Raw genomic sequence first — 15,441 nt, 5'->3', positions numbered from 1 at the left:
CCCTACTTGACCACTTGTCTTACTCCACTGGGGTGTGGCGCGAGACGCGCCTGCGCTACCTTTCTTAAGGCGGATTGCATTTTCTTGAGATGGATAAATATGCGAAGTCAAAGCTTCGCGTTCTCTGAACGCACCTCACATCGTCGTAAACCTCGCTTGCGTTTCGCAGAGTGCCCTATTTGAATCTTGCGGCATGACCGGGCGCTTCTCCCCCACCAGCTTGCCCCAACGCCTAATTGCCGCCGTCTTATTCGTGGCGGCGTGCGTGCTGGGCGGATGCGCGGACGAAGCCCGGCAAGATGGCCGCGTGGTCATCGACTACTGGGAAGTCTGGAGCGGCTTTGAGCGAGACGCGATGCAGGCCATCGTCGATGATTTCAATGCTTCGCAGGACCGCATTTACGTGAACTTCCTGTCGGTCAGCCAAATGGAGCGCAAACTCCTGCTCGCGACCGCCGGGGGCAATCCGCCAGATTTAGCGGGGATTCGCTCGGCCGATGTGCCCGTATTTGCCGAGAACGGCGCACTGACCCCGCTTAATGGCCATGCGGCGCTATACGGCATCGAAGAGTCCGACTACCTGCCCGCCGTTTGGGAGCTACTCACCCTGCACGGTCGCCTCTGGGGCCTGCCAACCACGCCGGGCAACACCGCACTACATTGGAACAAGACGCTCTTCCGCGAAGCCGGGCTAGACCCCGACGTTCCGCCGAAAACCATCGCCGAACTGGAAGCGTTTAACGAGCAACTGACCCGCTTTAACGACCGCGGCGAAATCGCCGTGCTCGGGCACTTACCGACCGACCCCGGCTGGTGGCAAGACTCGTGGTGCTACTGGTTTGGCGGACAGTATTGGGACGGTGAGCAGATCACCGCCGACCACCCGGGCAACGTCCGCGCACTGGAGTGGATGCGCTCCTACCCGGAGCGATTTGGTCGGAGTCAGATCCTCGCCTTTAAAGACATGAGTGGCAACTTCGCCTCACCGCAGAACCCCTTTTTTCAAGGCCGGATCGCCATGCAAATCCAAGGGCCGTGGATGTATAATTTCATCAATAACTTTGCCCCGGAAGACTTCGAATGGGGCGTTGCGCCCTTCCCCACGGAGGACCCCGCCGACTACGGCGTGAACCTGGTCGAAACGAATCTGCTTGTCATACCGCGCGGGGCCAAGCACCCCAACGAAGCCTTCGAATTCATGGCCTGGGTGCAGCGCCCGGAGGTCATCGAGCGCCTTTGCCTGCTGCAGCGCAAGTTCTCGCCACTGTCGGAAGTCAGCGACACCTTCTACGCCGAGCACCCCAATGAGTTCATTAAAATTTACCGTGACCTCGCCGCTCACCCCAAGGCGACCAGCCGCCCGCCGCTGACGACCATGCACGAGTATCAGGCCGACATGGTTAACGCCAATGATGCCGTCAGCCGCGCCGACGCCACCGCTGAGGACGCGCTCGCCGAAGTGCAGGCGCGCCAGCAAAAACTCTTAGACCGCATGCAGCGCCGCTGGAACAAAGTCGCCGACTCCCGCCAGCGAGAGTGGGACCAGCTCGACCAGGAGGCCGCGCGATGACTGGCTCGGAAAAGCGTAACCTCCGCCTCGGCCTGCTCTTTATCAGCCCGTGGATTATCGGCTTCGTGCTGATGGCGCTCTACCCGCTGGTCAGCTCGTTCGCGCTGTCGTTTACCGATTACTCGACACTCTCGAAGCCAGTCTATATCGGCGTGGAAAATTACACCGATATGGCGGTCGACAAGCTCTTCTGGCAGTCCATTTGGAACACCGCCTACTTCGCCGCAATCTCGATTCCGCTCAACCTGTTCATGGCGCTGCTATTGGCGATCCTGCTCAATTTCGACCTGCCGGGGAAAAAGATTTTCCGCACGATTTACTTCCTGCCCTCGCTCGTACCGATGGTCTGCCTGGCCGTTCTGTGGCAATGGATGCTCAATGGCCGCATCGGTCTGATCAACAACGCCCTGCGCCCGCTGACGGATTTTCTCAACGGCGCGTTCGGCACCAGCTTTATGCCACCTAACTGGCTGGCCGACCCCGCCTACGCCAAGCTGGGGCTGATCCTCGCCGGGGCCTGGGGCGTGGGCAACATGGTCGTCATCTTCCTGGCTGGCCTGCAGGATGTGCCGCGCTCACTTTACGAAGCCGCCGACCTCGATGGGGCCAACTTCTGGCAGAAGACGCGCCACGTGACGCTGCCCATCATCTCGCCGGTCATTTATTTTAACGGCATCATGTCGCTGATCGGCTCGTTTCAGGTATTCGCCGTGCCCTACGTGATGACGCAGGGCGGCGAGGGACCCGGCCGGTCCATGCTATTTGCGGCGACTTATATTTTCAACAAGACCTTCCGCAGCCTGAGTATGGGCTACGCGTGCGCCATTTCGCTGGTGCTGTTTTTGATTATCCTCGCGCTCACCTTGGCGGCAACCCGTCTCTCGGCACGCCACATCCACTACGAAGGAAAATGACTTCCGACGCCGCCAGAAAGACGCAAACCCTCTGCCTTTACGTGCTGCTCATTCTCGGCGCGATTGCCTTTCTGGCACCGTTTGCCTGGATGGTGTCGACCTCGCTCAAGCCGCTCAATGAAACGATGTCGATCCCGCCGCGCTGGATTCCCAATGAGTTCCTGTGGGAGAACTACCCCGAGGCCATTGAGGAAATGCGCTTCTTCTGGCGCTACTTGGCCAACACCGTTTTCCTCTGCGTAATGACCGTTCTCGGCACGGTGCTCAGCAGCGCAGTGGCCGCGTATGGCTTTTCCCGCATCGAATGGCGCGGCCGCGATACGGTGTTTTTCCTTGTCCTGGCGACGATGATGATCCCCTTCCCCGTCGTCATGGTGCCGATCTACACGCTCTTTAAAGTGATCGGCTGGACGGGCACCTTCAAGCCACTGTGGGTGCCGACATTTTTCGCCGGCGCGTTCAACGTGTTTCTGCTGCGCCAGTTTTTCCTGACACTGCCCAAAGACCTCTCCGAAGCCGCCCGCATCGACGGCTGCAACGAGTTTCAAATCTTCTGGCACGTCATCCTGCCCCTGGCAAAGCCGGCATTAATCGTCGTCGCCCTGTTCCAATTCATGGCGACCTGGAACGACTTCCTCGGCCCGTTGATCTACCTCAACGACCAGCAGGACATGACCCTCGCCCTCGGCCTACAGTCCTACCAATCCCAAGGCGGCGGCACGAGCTGGAACTACCTCATGGCCGCCTCCACGCTCATCGTCCTCCCGGTGCTGGTGCTCTTTTTCTTCTGCCAGCGCTACTTCATCGAAGGCATCGCCACCACCGGTGGCAAAGGCTAACCAGCCTCCGGCTGGACCGATAGATTTGCGCATTGCGCAAATGAGGGGGCAAAGTGATAACCGGTGAGGCGGCTCTCGAAAGCTACGGAATCACCAGTATATCATCGATCGCATCTTGCAACGCACTAACAATACGCGACCGAGATTCCGGATCATTGATTTCAATCAAATCCTCTTGCTCGAGCATTGCCTTTGCCGACTCAATTAAAGAAATCGAAATAGCATCTACCAAAAATGACATATCTTTCTCTGGAACGTAGAGCAGACCGTTCTTTCGAATGAAAGATGCGTCTGGATATTTATGTGATAACTGCTGAGTGAGTTCATCTGTGTAAGATTGTGGAGTGGCGGCGCTTGCTGCGTGGTATTTTTCCTTCCATGTCTCGTCGTATGGGTCGATCAACACATTTCCATGTTTATCAATCACTGGCTCTACGGTATCCCATCCCGGATTATACTGAATCATATACGTCGCAACCACGAGAAGGGCTGCTCGACCATTTAAATATTCCGCTAACTCAGGGTTATATTCATCAAGGAACGGCTTCGTATTTGCCCATGACTCTTTTAACTCAAGCCCCACCTCATTAACAGAACTGACGCCATCTGCTACGTCCATAGCCTCAAGGCTCCTGAAGACACTGGTGTAATTTCTGATAGCTTGAAAAAACTCAGGGCAAGGACTTGAAGCCTCCAAAGTTACCGCGACGACTAAGAGAGCAAATGGCAATATGGCTTTAAACATGAGCAGTTATATTTGGATAATCTGATTCTGAGCGAAGTCTCAAGCCGAAAGCACGGATATCGGTTTAACTGACATCATGCCGAATATAGTGCGCGCATCTCCATTGGTGTAGTTAGACCTCCGCCAGAAATGGCGTGCCCAACTGTGCTCAATTCATTGCAAAATGCGGGATACGTAGCGTTGGGAGCGCCGTGATGTGCAAGGTTTCTGGGTAGCGTGTTTTTGTTATAAATTCGCATCGCACTGATGTATAGCGACTTACTGGATAGTTTCAAAAAGTTGGCAAGGGTGATGCATTAAACATGGCGAACCAAATAAATCGCTATGAAACACATCAAAGTATCACTGACCGCATTTTTAATGGCCCTTGCCATGACCGCCTTCACCGGATGTGACGGCGATGTCGGCGACCATTTGGAGGACGCAGGCGACTCTATTTCCGACGCCGCTGAATCCGCTGGCGACAACGCTCAAGACGCAGTGGAAGACGCTGGCGACAGTGTTGGAGACGCAGTCGAAGAAGCCGGCGACAACATCAAGGACGCCACTAACTAACATCAATTCCACATCAAAAATAACCGCCAACTCAGAAAGCTTTAAATATGAAAGACAAATTCACCATCATCATCGCCGCCGGAGCCATCACTTTTCTCAGCGCGGGCTGTGACGTCGACCAAACCAAAGAAGCCCGACTGCCCGAAGTAGAGGTGGAAGCCGAGCCCGGCAACCTCCCCGAGTATGAAGTCGTAAAGACCGAGGAAGGCGAGCTGCCATCCGTCGATGTCGATGCCAAGGGCGGCCAACTGCCAGAATATGATGTCGAAGTTGCCGACGTCGATGTCCGCATGGAAGAAAAGACCATCAAGGTGCCTACCATCGATGTCGACATGCCGGACGACAACGACAACTTCGCCAACAACGACGATGGCGAGCGCTCGCACTACCCGATCATCGCCAAGGTGGAAACGCCTGAGCCCGGCTATGACCTGGAAATCCAGCGCGTCATCCAACTCGATAATGGCGACATCGCAGTGATTTCCACGCTGAAGGTCGAGAACAGCATGAACACAGCCAAGCGTGTTGCTCAGGACAGCGTCCACCTCGACCGTCCGATTGAGGGCGACATCACCCATTACGTCATCACCAACGCCGACAGTACTGATGGTGTCGATGGCGACTACAACTTCGGCGAGTCCCTGGAAGCCATGGGCTTTTACGAAGGCCAAGGCCGCGCAATCTACGTCAGCGGCAGTTACTAATCCACCACTGACCACCAATAGACATTAATCATCAATCAAAAGAAATATCATGTTAAGCTGGACCATTACATTCCTCGTTATCGCTCTAATTGCAGCCGTACTCGGCTTTGGCGGCATCGCCGGTGCCGCAGCTGGAATCGCCAAGATCCTGTTCTTCGTATTCCTCGTGCTGCTGATCGTATCCGCCATCACTGGTGCCATTCGAAAAAACGGATAACTCCGTAAAGTGAAACCTTTCACGCCATGCCCGCGTCAGTCACAACCTGCGCGGGCATGTTTAACCGAATAAACGACTTATGGCTGCCGAAAATACTACCGACACCGCCCAAGCGACACAAGACAACGCTGAGCTGACGATGCCGGACACCAACCTCGACTACGACGTGGAGCACTTCGCCGATCTGCTAATTGGCAAGCTGGCCCACTGGCTCGAAACTGGCGTCAGCATGATCCCCAATCTGGTCATCGCGAGCATCGTTGTCGCCGTTTTCTTTATCCTGGGCAACGTCATCAACAAGACGCTGCAAAAGGTATTCGGCCGCGTATTTGACTCACGAGCCATATCCGATCTCATGGCGACCATCGGCAAGGTGCTGATCATCGCCGTCGGATTCTTTCTGGCACTGGACCTCATTGGCCTGCAAAAGGCCGTCTTTTCACTGCTCGCCGGTGCTGGTATTATCGGCCTGGCCCTAGGCTTTGCCTTTCAAGACCTTGCGGAAAATTTGTTGGCCGGCCTCATGCTTGGCGTGCGCAAGCCGTTTCAGCCGGGCGATCTCATCAAGTCCAACGACATTTTTGGCCACGTAGAGCGCCTCAATTTACGCAACACCATTGTCCGCGATTTCGACGGGCAGATCATTTACATCCCAAACAAAGAAGTCTTTAAGAACGTCCTCGAAAACTTCAGCCAGTCCGGCAAACGCCGCATCACGATCGGCGTCGGCGTCTCCTATGGCGAAAATCTGGACCACGTTGAGGACACCCTGCGCAAAACAATCGAGGGCCTGAACTTTCTCGCCGACGACAAGCCCGTGGACATTTGGGCGCTGGAGTTCGGCGACTCTTCCATCAATTTCAGCGTGCGCTACTGGATTAATTATCCGGATGGCGACACCAGCTACTACGCCGCAATTCACCATGGCGTGAAAGCTATTAAGGACGCCTTTGACGATGAAGGCATCGTGATCCCGTTCCCCATTCGCACCTTGGACTTCGGCATCAAAGGCGGGCAAAACCTCGCCGAGCCGATGGGCGAAGTCTTCGAACCAGCCACCTCCGAAACCCAAAGCTAAGCCATGGAAATTATCCTACTCGTCATCCTCGCAGTCATCCTGCCACCGGCAGCCGTTGCCGTGAAGCGCGGCGCGGGCACGCACTTGGTCATCAGCATCATCCTGACGCTTCTGGCCTGGGTGCCCGGCATCCTGCACGCACTCTACGTGATCTTTTCGGATAAGTCCACGCGCCCGGCCACAGCGTAATCCCCTTTGAAGACTTTCGCCGGGTATGGGAGTGCCCGGCAATCAGGCAGACAGATACACAGAACACAGAGACACAAAAAGCCCCCGGTCAATCAGGAGTGACCGGGGGCTTTGTTTAAATGAATTTCGTAATCCCTGACTGCCTCATCGCCGCGACCAAACTTTGGTCGCTATGATGCGCAGCATCGAGGTTCTTAGGCGAAGCTTAAGCGACGCGCTCGACGATGAGCTCGGGCGGATTCGGGCGCTTCGGTGCGAGGCGGTAAGCGCTGCGCAGGTATTCGAGAGCGCTGTCCAGCTTGGACTCGTCGTTGTAATGGATCATCATCAACGGCTCACCTTGCTTGACCTGGGTGCCGACCTTCTTGATCTCCGAGACGCCAACGGCCGGATCATACTTGCCGTTCTTGCGCTGACCAAGGATCTGCACACCGCGGGCAATCTGGCCAGCGTTGATGGTGTGAACGTAGCCACGCTTCGGAGCCGGTAGCTTGCGCACATACTTGGCGGTGGGCATCTTTTCCGGATCGTCGATGAAGGCGGTGTCGCCGCCCTGGGCTTCGATCATTTCCTTAAACTTGTCGAGTGCGGAGCCGTCCTTGAGGTGCTTTTGCACGGTCTGCTTGGCCGACAGGGTCGAGCCAGCCACACCGGCGAGGCGGACGATTTCCATGCCGAGCTTGAGCACGAGCTCCTGCAGGTCCTCGGGGCCTTCGCCCTTGAGCAGTTGCACGGCTTCGAGCAGTTCCAAACCAGTGCCGACGGTGTCGCCGAGCGGTTGGTTCATGTCCGTCACCAAAGCCACGCAACGGCGCTTCATGCTGCGACCGACGCGGGTAATGCTGCGGGCAAGCTGCTTGGCCTGCTCAACATCCTTGATGTAAGAACCGTTGCCCCACTTGACGTCGACCACGAGGCCTTCCGCGCCTTCGGACAGCTTCTTCGACAGCACACTGCCGGTGATGAGCTGCAGACTCGGGATGGTGGCCGTGCTCTGGCGCAAGTCGTAAAGGATGCCGTCCACCGGAGCAATCTCCGGATGCTGGGACACGATCGCGCAACCGACTTCGTCGAGCTGCTTGATGAAGTCCTTCAGCTCCATGTTGGGCTTAAACTTCGGGATCGCGCTAAGCTTGTCCAGGTTGCTGATGACGAAGTTTTCGTCGACACCGTTCATCGACGGCATGATCACGCCGCAGGCAGCGGCCAGCGGAGCGAGCACCAGAGTGGTCTTATCGCCAACGCCGCCAGTGGAATACTTGGCGATCTTGGGACGCGTTAATTTTGAAAGGTCGATTACCTCGCCGGAGAGCATCATCTCTTCCGCCAATACCGCCGTCTCTTGAGCGGACATGCCTTGGAAGTAGATGGCCATGGCCAATGCGGCCATTTGAAATTCGGGCATTTCCTTGTCGAGGATTGAATCGACAATGAAACGAATTTCTTCATCCGAGAACTCACCCCCATCGCGTTTTTTCTCGATGAGATACGAGAAAGAGGGCTTGATGAACTTGCGAGAAGCCAATAACGATTTCTGCGCCATTGATATATTTGATAGCTTGTGAGTTGATTGAGCGCTACTGCGCGTAAACCTTCTAAAGAGAACCAATATCGTCTCTTTGTCGAGCCTTTTCTAGACCAAACGCCCGTTTTAACGGGTCAAAATGACTCGATTCGCCGTTTTTACCGCCAAGTCACACTGCAAAATGCAGCATCAGTCCGGATTTTTTATCAATGGACAAATCCGCTAAGTAATTGCCCGGCTGAGGCTTACAAGAAAACGATCGTGCTGTGGCAGAACGACAGCGTATGCAGCACTGCACCTTGCCACCGCACGTGAATCAAGCTCGACTCCCCGGGAGCACCACCATTTAGGCGAAGATTGCTGAAATATATGCCGCTTGTCTTGAGTTTCTCAGCATGCTCCTTTTCGTCGAGCCTTCGATCAGAACAGACAAGGCCCAAGCATCACCTAATGGCAAGCGCGCTCCTCATTCTTATCTACATTGCCTTCATCAGCCTCGGGCTGCCTGATGCCGTGTTGGGTGCCGGGTGGCCGGCGATGCAATCCGAGTTCGGGGTCGCCTATGGGTTGGCCGGGCTGGTGCACATGATTACCGCTGGCGGGACGATTATTTCGAGCATGCTGGCGGGTACCATGCTGACCCGGTTTGGAACCGGCAAGGTGACGGCCTGCAGCGTCGGGCTCACGGCGGTGGCACTGCTGGGGTTTTCCCTGAGCCCGTCGTTTTGGTGGCTGCCGCTGGCCGCCGTTCCGCTCGGACTGGGTGCCGGGGCGGTCGACGCCGGGCTGAACGCATTTGTCGCGGCCAATTATGAGTCACGCCACATGAGCTGGCTCCACTGCTTCTGGGGTGTCGGGGCGTTGTCCGGCCCGCTGATTCTATCCTCCTCTCTTCTGGCGGGGCACACCTGGCGTTTCGGCTACCTGTCGATTGCGGTGCTGCAGTTTGTGCTCGTGGGGGTCCTGCTGGCCACGTTGCGCCTGTGGGGCATGGTTGGCTCGGGCGAAGAGCCAGACGAACCCACAAACGGCGACTCATCCGCGCGATCATTCCTCTACCCACTGCGACTCAAGGGGGCCAAGTCGGCCTTGGTAACCTTTCTGCTCTACTGCGGAATTGAGTCCACCATGGGGCTCTGGGGCGGCTCTTTCTTGTTCAAAATAAAAGGCTGCGATCCCGCTTCGGCAGCGCGGTGGGTTTCCCTCTTTTTTGCCAGCATCACGCTGGGCCGGTTCCTCACGGGCTTCGTCACCATTCGCTTTTCCAATGACGCCTTGATCCGCGCTGGCTGCCTGACTGTCCTGGTTGGCATCGCCCTGATGCTGCTGCCGCTGCCCCTTCCGTTTGCACTGGCGGGATTTGCACTCATTGGGCTGGGCTGCGCACCGATTTTCCCCTGTATGCTACACGAGACCCCGGCGCGCTTTGGCAAAAGCAACGCCCAGATGCTCATGGGGGTGCAAATGGCGGTGGCCTACGTTGGGGCAACGTTCTTGCCTCCGCTCTTTGGTTTTCTGGCAGCTTCGACGACCCTGGCGATGCTGCCAGCACTGCTCCTGGCCTACGCCGTCGTCATGCTGTTCGCTGCGGAAAGAACCAGCGTGCAGTGCCAGGATGCGAATTAAGCGAGTGGCGCTTACTTGGCCGCGCTCAGACGCCGGCGGGCGACCACCAGCATGCTCAACAAGCCGACCATTAGCGCATACACACTTGGTTCGGGGACGGTTGCCGGAACCACGTCCGCCCAGTCCGTAGCGACGCGAAACTCATCCATCTGCCAGTCACTCGGGAATGAGCCAGAGCCGTTCGAGACGATTTCGAAGCTGGTATAGGTATCTTGAGCCTGATAACTCGCTATAGTCACATCGGCAGTTGGAGGCGTGGATGTGCCAAAGGTCGCTGAGCTTGGGTTAATCCACAGGCTTAGCTCACCGTTTGTGTTTCCCGAACCAAGCGTAAACGAAGCGACCACCAGATGAGTGCCAGTTTGCGAGTAATTTTCTCCGGTCTGAATCGAATCAGCATGAGTGTAATTTCGGTTTCTATTGTTCAGGGAGAAACCCATATTCGTGTCATCAGCGTTAGCGGACCCCCAACCCACCGAGATTGCGTTGCCGAAAATATCAGGGTCATTAAACAACCGGAAATTACCGTTCCACGAGGTATCCGCCACATTGGACTGTAGCAAAAATGAAAAATATACGGTTTCTCCAACGGCAAGGGTCACATCCGGGACATCGTAATTATAGTCGGCAGTTCTGTTCGCTAGGCCAAAGCTGTTGCCAACGGAGTCCTGCAATCCGGTGTAACTCAGAGAGCCGGAAACGACTTCACCATGCAGGGAACTGGCACCGTCTCCGGCGTCGGGCAGCCAATTGGTTGGGGCGTTCGGGCTGACGGGTTCGTCAAAGCCATCGTAAGTAAACAGGTTGGCCGACACAGAAGATGTGAGACCGAGAACGAGGAGGGGATAGATTACTTTTTTCATAAGGGGATGGTCAATAATACTGAGATGGGGGCGCGAGGTCAAGCGCTTTACTAATACCATTCAGTTGAAAAACTGATGCAGCTGGCTTATAAATTTCAGCGGAATGGGTGCCCAATGAAACCATTCCGTTCGATCTCTGTCTAACCGAACACTCATGAAACGTTCCCACCAACTCACCCTCGCATTCACGATAACAGCGGCGTCGGCGATTGTTGCCGGGTTCGCCGCCAATCAGCTCGTCGCCGAAAGCGATTTGCCGCCCGCGAAGCTGGAGCGCGATACCGCCCCGCTGGAACGCAACGGCCCGCGCATTGTCAGCTTCGCTGACGTGCTGGACGACGTCACACCCGCCGTGGTCAGCGTCCACACCTCGCATTTTGCCGAGCTTAGCCGCCAGGAGAAAATGCTGCGCCGCTATTACGGCATGGAAGACAACCCTACGGTGTCCGGCGTTGGCTCGGGCTTTATCGTCACCCCCGACGGCTATGTATTGACCAATAACCACGTGGTGGCCGGCGGCCGGTCCAACGTCAAGGCCGACGAAATTATTGTGCAGTTGGATGACGGGCGTGAGTTCGAAGCCGTCGTTGTGGGGGCCGACCCGCAGTCCGACGTTGCCGTGCTTAAGCTCAACACCGCCGACGGCGAGGCACTGCCCTACCTGCGCTTGGGGGACAGCTCGCAGCTCCGCGTGGGGGACATCGTGTTTGCCGCGGGCAATCCGCTCAGCATCGGCCTGACCGTTACCCAGGGGATCGTTTCCGCACTCGACCGCACCGACTTGGGCATCTACGCCTCGCGTAACGGCCCGGGCTACGAGAATTTCATTCAGACCGACGCCGCCATCAACCGGGGCAACTCCGGCGGGCCACTGGTCGACGCCGAAGGCCGTGTGGTCGGCATCAACTCCGCCATCGCCAGCACCTCGGGCGGCAGCATCGGCATCGGCTTTGCCATTCCCATTAATTTCGCCTCCCAGATCATGGACAGCCTTGTGAACGACGGGGAAGTCCGCCGCGGCTTCATCGGCGTGCAGTTGGACTCCCTCGACCGCCAGCTCGCGCAGGCCTTCGGGCTGAGCAGCAGCCGTGGCGCGCTGGTCGTCCGCGTAACACCCGGCCTCCCCGGTGAACAAGCCGGCATGCGCCATGGCGACGTGGTCACCGCAGTCAACGGCCAGGGGGTCGACTCCGTGCAGGAGCTGATTTACCTGATCTCCAGCCAGGCACCGGGCACGGATGTCGCGCTGACCATTTTCCGCAACCAGCAGTATCTGGATCTCGATGTCACCCTCGGCGACCGTGACGCGCTGCTCTCCGGCCCCACCCGCCCCGCGCCCAAGCCTGAGCCCATGGAAATTGTCGAGCCGGATACCTTGATCAAGGGCGTCAGCGTGACCCCGATCACGCCGCGCGACCGTCGCGAACACGAGATTCCGGGCAATGTCGACGGCCTGCTGATATCCGGCGTCACCGACAAATATGCCGAGCTGCTCTCGCCCGGCATGGTCATTGAGTCCATCAACGGCCAGGAAGTCGCAAATTTCGACGAGGCCCTCGCCGCGCTTAGCCCGGACGGCGTCAACCGCCTGTATGTCTTCCACGAAGGCGGCTACCGCTACGTGCCCCTCATCGCGCCCAAGTCGAAATCCTAGCTGGGCAACCTGCGGTTGCATCCAGAGATTTCGCACTGCGAAATGGCCAGCAGGACGAACTGAGATATGGTTACGCGGAGCGTCTCCACGCCGTAAGCGGGTGGCGCAGGTGCGTCTCGCGCCGCGCCCCATGCTGACGGCTTCAGCGGAAAAGTTGTAGGGCTCGCCCTCGCGCGATGCCGCAAACGTTCGAGCTTATCTTACATGGCCACCTATTGCGGCGTCGCGCGAGCGCGAGCCCTACCTGACAACGTTGCTCACTCCTATGGGGTGCGGCCTGCGCTACCTCCCCCCAGAGAACCTACGCCAGCTATCCCCAGAGGGCCAACGCCAGCTACCCCGCCTGCCGTTTGCCCAGGATATTCATCAAAATGCCGGCCAGGATAAACGTCGCCGCGACGTAGAATGCCCAGTCCGGCTCCTCACCGAAGAGGCAGTATGCCATCACCGCTGCAAAGATGCACTGGGCGGTGTTGGCCGTAGTGACCAGTTGGCCGCGCAAGTGGCGCATGGCGAAGTTGAGCACGGAGTGCCCAAACACCGTCGGCACGACGGCGAGCCCAAGCACCATCGCCCACTCCTTAAAATCCCAGCCCCCTACGTCCGGCAGCGGAGCCCAGATGAGCGCGGGCGGCACGCAGATCAGACCCGCCATCAGGTAAAGCGGGCCGAGGTAGGTCCATAGCGTCGACTTTTCCCGCAGCTGCCGCGCGATCACCAGATACACGCAAAACAACAGCATCGAGCCGAAGCACACCACGTTGCCCAACAGCGGACCATCGGTGTCGAAAAGGTCGTCACCAAAGAGGATTAACACACCGACGAGGGCCACCAGCGTGCCGGCAATTTCGCGTCGGCTGACCTTTTCGCCCACCATGAAAAAGAGGAAGAACGGGCTCGCCAGCGGGGCGAGGTTCACGATCAGCGTGGACTGGGCTGCGGGCGTGATTCGCGCGCCATAGAGCCAGCTGATCATGTGCAGGCCGAGGAACAGCGCGGGCCAAAACGTCATCCGCCACAGGCCGGGCGGCATCTTCGTCTGCCGCGCATCCCGCAGCCAGAGCGGCGCAATGATGGCGCTGGCGATCAGCAGCCGCAGCGCGCTCAGCCACAGCACGTTGGTCGTCGACGCCTTGATGAAAATCACCGCCGTCGAACAACAAAAGACCCCGAGGATCAAAATGACCACATGCCGAACCACGCTTCATCACTGGCTCATGCCATGCGCAGACGCCAGCTTTGTTTGCGCATCCAGGTGTCGAAGCCTTTGTCGGTGATTCAGTTGCAAAGTTGCGGAGTTGCGGTAATAATAACGCAACTACCATGCTCGACCACGTAAATCGCGGTATCTACTACCTGGGCGGCGGCGCGATCACCGCCATCGTTTCATTTTTTCTGCCTTGGCCGCTGATGATTCTGCTGCTGTGGATCGCGGCCTCGGTGCTGTGGTTTGGCGTCGCGTATTTCACCAGTCGCGGCAGGTTGCTGTTTAAAACCGAGGAGGGCCGCCTGCCATTTTGGGTCAAATGCGTGCTGTTCCCCGTGCTGTTCGGGGTGACGGTTTATAACATCGTGGCCCGCACACGCGACGGCCAACCGGGCATGCAAAGGCTGCGCGACGGCGTCTGGCTGGGCCGCCGGCTGTTGCCCACCGACACCGAGCTGATCGACCAAAGCGCGATAACCGCGATCCTCGACGTAACGGCCGAGTTCGACACCCTCCCCCGCGACCTTCTGCCCAGTGACGTCCATTACCTGAATGTGCCCGTGATGGACCACGAGCCGCTGAACCTCGCACAGCTCAAGCGCGCGGTGACCTGGATCCACGAGCAGCGCCGCGCCGGGCGGCAGGTGCTGATCCATTGCGCATTGGGCAAGGGCCGCTCCGTCATGGCCGTGCTCGCATATTTCAAGGCGCTCGCGCCCGACCGCAGCTACGAAGACCTGCTGCAAGAGATAAAAGACATTCGCCCTATTGCCCGGCCCAACGCCCGCCAGTGGGAGCTGCTCAATAAGTTTGCCGAGGCCAACCAACCCATTGCCAAGCCGCGCACCTGCCTCATCTACAACCCTGCCTCGGGCAAGAACAGCGAGGTCGACGTGAAGCAGGAAATCCTCGAGCTGATGTCACCCTATATGGACATCGAAGTCCTCGAAACGACGCCCGAGATCAACGGCCGCGAGCGCGCCCGCGAAGCCCTGCAACAGGATTTCGAGCAGATGCTCGTTTACGGTGGGGACGGCACCGTGGGCGAGGTTGCCTCGGCCCTTGCCGGTGAGGACATTCCGCTGGGCATCGTCCCCGGCGGCACCGCGAACAGCCTGTCCGTCTGCCTGTTTGGGGCGGGTATTTTCATCGACCCCATCCGCCACGCCTGCCACCAGATTTTGCAGGGCAACATCGCCCAAATCGACGCCGCCAAGAGCAACCACGGCACGTATTTCCTGCTCGCCGGCATCGGCCTCGAAGCCGGTATGGTCGAGAAAGCCGACCGCGAGAAGAAGGACGAAAGCGGCATGCTCGCCTATCTGCTGGGCGGCCTGGAAAGTGTCTCCGAGCAAGAGGCGTTCACCGCCATGATCGAGATCGATGGCGAGACACACGAGCATCAGGTTAGCAGCGTGGTCATCGCCAACGCCGCGCCAAGCACCTCGGTATTTGCTAATGGCTTGGAGGTGACGAACTTTACCGACGGCAAGCTGGACGTCACCGTAATCCTGGCTGGAGAGGACGAGGGTGCCCTATCGCCCAAGGCCATTGCGAACCTGCTCCTGAGCAGCGATACGGACCTCGACGAGAACAGCGCCGTGCTCCGCTACCAGGGCCGCAAAGTTAAGGTATCCACCGAGCCCGGCCAAAGCATCATCATCGACGGTGAAACGGGTTTCAATGCTCCGATCGAAGTCGAGTGCCAGCCCAAATCGCTGAAGGTATTTTGCTCGCTGGACGTGAAATAAAAAA

At 57.8% G+C, this 15,441-nt stretch carries 15 protein-coding genes; 11 read left to right on the top strand and 4 right to left on the bottom strand.

From position 1 onward, the window contains the following. Positions 1–220 precede the first annotated feature (220 nt). The 3 genes from O3S85_RS09775 to O3S85_RS09765 are packed head-to-tail and all read left to right on the top strand — an operon-like array spanning position 221 to position 3,323. Positions 221–1,570, top strand: a complete 1,350-nt coding sequence (locus O3S85_RS09775) for an ABC transporter substrate-binding protein (protein WP_269540085.1) — start codon at positions 221–223, stop codon at positions 1,568–1,570. Then, positions 1,567–2,484: a carbohydrate ABC transporter permease gene (locus O3S85_RS09770; RefSeq protein ID WP_269540084.1), complete on the top strand. Its 918-nt coding sequence runs from the start codon at positions 1,567–1,569 to the stop codon at positions 2,482–2,484. Before O3S85_RS09775 ends, O3S85_RS09770 begins: the two co-directional genes overlap by 4 nt. After that, a complete protein-coding gene (locus tag O3S85_RS09765; protein WP_269540082.1) occupies positions 2,481–3,323 on the top strand; it encodes a carbohydrate ABC transporter permease in 843 nt (280 codons plus the stop codon). The genes O3S85_RS09770 and O3S85_RS09765 overlap by 4 nt, the downstream gene beginning before the upstream one ends. An 82-nt stretch (positions 3,324–3,405) precedes the next feature. Here the strand turns inward: O3S85_RS09765 and O3S85_RS09760 are convergent, their stop codons facing one another. Then, positions 3,406–4,068: a hypothetical protein gene (locus O3S85_RS09760; RefSeq protein WP_269540080.1), complete on the bottom strand. Its 663-nt coding sequence runs from the start codon at positions 4,066–4,068 to the stop codon at positions 3,406–3,408. 324 nt (positions 4,069–4,392) lie between these two features. Here O3S85_RS09760 and O3S85_RS09755 point away from each other — a divergent pair, with 324 nt between their 5' ends. The 5 genes from O3S85_RS09755 (at position 4,393) to O3S85_RS09735 (ending at position 6,811) form a co-directional block, all read left to right on the top strand. Beyond that, on the top strand, positions 4,393–4,623 hold the full coding sequence (locus tag O3S85_RS09755) for a hypothetical protein (RefSeq protein WP_269540078.1): 231 nt from the start codon (positions 4,393–4,395) through the stop codon (positions 4,621–4,623). 47 nt (positions 4,624–4,670) lie between these two features. Then, a complete protein-coding gene (locus tag O3S85_RS09750) occupies positions 4,671–5,327 on the top strand; it encodes a hypothetical protein (RefSeq protein ID WP_269540076.1) in 657 nt (218 codons plus the stop codon). A gap of 49 nt (positions 5,328–5,376) precedes the next feature. Beyond that, positions 5,377–5,544: a DUF1328 domain-containing protein gene (locus O3S85_RS09745; RefSeq protein WP_269540074.1), complete on the top strand. Its 168-nt coding sequence runs from the start codon at positions 5,377–5,379 to the stop codon at positions 5,542–5,544. Positions 5,545–5,623: 79 nt separating this feature from the next. Further along, complete coding sequence (locus O3S85_RS09740; RefSeq protein WP_269540072.1) at positions 5,624–6,622, top strand: mechanosensitive ion channel family protein; 999 nt, start codon at positions 5,624–5,626, stop codon at positions 6,620–6,622. 3 nt (positions 6,623–6,625) lie between these two features. Continuing rightward, on the top strand, positions 6,626–6,811 hold the full coding sequence (locus tag O3S85_RS09735; protein WP_269540071.1) for a YqaE/Pmp3 family membrane protein: 186 nt from the start codon (positions 6,626–6,628) through the stop codon (positions 6,809–6,811). Between the two features lie 205 nt (positions 6,812–7,016). Here the strand turns inward: O3S85_RS09735 and O3S85_RS09730 are convergent, their stop codons facing one another. Continuing rightward, positions 7,017–8,354, bottom strand: a complete 1,338-nt coding sequence (locus O3S85_RS09730) for a thymidine phosphorylase (protein ID WP_269540069.1) — start codon at positions 8,352–8,354, stop codon at positions 7,017–7,019. Between the two features lie 432 nt (positions 8,355–8,786). Between O3S85_RS09730 and O3S85_RS09725 the strand changes: the two genes are divergently transcribed. After that, entirely contained in the window at positions 8,787–9,962 is a 1,176-nt protein-coding gene (locus O3S85_RS09725; protein ID WP_269540068.1) for an MFS transporter, read from the top strand. A gap of 11 nt (positions 9,963–9,973) precedes the next feature. On the opposite strand, the gene O3S85_RS09720 is transcribed toward O3S85_RS09725, so the two are convergent. Continuing rightward, a complete protein-coding gene (locus O3S85_RS09720; protein ID WP_269540066.1) occupies positions 9,974–10,825 on the bottom strand; it encodes a PEP-CTERM sorting domain-containing protein in 852 nt (283 codons plus the stop codon). Positions 10,826–10,979: 154 nt separating this feature from the next. On the opposite strand from O3S85_RS09720, the gene O3S85_RS09715 reads away from it, so the two are divergent. Next, positions 10,980–12,479, top strand: a complete 1,500-nt coding sequence (locus tag O3S85_RS09715) for a trypsin-like peptidase domain-containing protein (protein WP_269540064.1) — start codon at positions 10,980–10,982, stop codon at positions 12,477–12,479. 334 nt (positions 12,480–12,813) lie between these two features. Here the strand turns inward: O3S85_RS09715 and O3S85_RS09710 are convergent, their stop codons facing one another. Beyond that, positions 12,814–13,668: a DMT family transporter gene (locus tag O3S85_RS09710; RefSeq protein WP_269540181.1), complete on the bottom strand. Its 855-nt coding sequence runs from the start codon at positions 13,666–13,668 to the stop codon at positions 12,814–12,816. A gap of 134 nt (positions 13,669–13,802) precedes the next feature. On the opposite strand from O3S85_RS09710, the gene O3S85_RS09705 reads away from it, so the two are divergent. Then, positions 13,803–15,437 carry a diacylglycerol kinase family protein gene (locus O3S85_RS09705; protein WP_269540062.1) on the top strand — a complete coding sequence of 545 codons (1,635 nt, stop codon included), beginning with the start codon at positions 13,803–13,805 and terminating at the stop codon, positions 15,435–15,437. Positions 15,438–15,441 lie beyond the last annotated feature (4 nt).

Source organism: Cerasicoccus sp. TK19100 (assembly GCF_027257155.1).
Taxonomy (GTDB): domain Bacteria; phylum Verrucomicrobiota; class Verrucomicrobiia; order Opitutales; family Cerasicoccaceae; genus Cerasicoccus; species Cerasicoccus fimbriatus.
Note: the sequence above shows the minus strand (reverse complement) of the source record. Positions and strands in the feature narration are given on the sequence as shown.

Coding starts and splice junctions, on each gene's coding strand:
- O3S85_RS09765 (WP_269540082.1), top strand. CDS start 2,481: ATGACTTCCGACGCCGCCAGAAAGACGCAAACCCTCTGCCTTTACGTG.
- O3S85_RS09760 (WP_269540080.1), bottom strand. CDS start 4,068: ATGTTTAAAGCCATATTGCCATTTGCTCTCTTAGTCGTCGCGGTAACT.
- O3S85_RS09725 (WP_269540068.1), top strand. CDS start 8,787: ATGGCAAGCGCGCTCCTCATTCTTATCTACATTGCCTTCATCAGCCTC.
- O3S85_RS09750 (WP_269540076.1), top strand. CDS start 4,671: ATGAAAGACAAATTCACCATCATCATCGCCGCCGGAGCCATCACTTTT.
- O3S85_RS09740 (WP_269540072.1), top strand. CDS start 5,624: ATGGCTGCCGAAAATACTACCGACACCGCCCAAGCGACACAAGACAAC.
- O3S85_RS09715 (WP_269540064.1), top strand. CDS start 10,980: ATGAAACGTTCCCACCAACTCACCCTCGCATTCACGATAACAGCGGCG.
- O3S85_RS09720 (WP_269540066.1), bottom strand. CDS start 10,825: ATGAAAAAAGTAATCTATCCCCTCCTCGTTCTCGGTCTCACATCTTCT.
- O3S85_RS09705 (WP_269540062.1), top strand. CDS start 13,803: ATGCTCGACCACGTAAATCGCGGTATCTACTACCTGGGCGGCGGCGCG.
- O3S85_RS09770 (WP_269540084.1), top strand. CDS start 1,567: ATGACTGGCTCGGAAAAGCGTAACCTCCGCCTCGGCCTGCTCTTTATC.
- O3S85_RS09745 (WP_269540074.1), top strand. CDS start 5,377: ATGTTAAGCTGGACCATTACATTCCTCGTTATCGCTCTAATTGCAGCC.
- O3S85_RS09730 (WP_269540069.1), bottom strand. CDS start 8,354: ATGGCGCAGAAATCGTTATTGGCTTCTCGCAAGTTCATCAAGCCCTCT.
- O3S85_RS09735 (WP_269540071.1), top strand. CDS start 6,626: ATGGAAATTATCCTACTCGTCATCCTCGCAGTCATCCTGCCACCGGCA.
- O3S85_RS09755 (WP_269540078.1), top strand. CDS start 4,393: ATGAAACACATCAAAGTATCACTGACCGCATTTTTAATGGCCCTTGCC.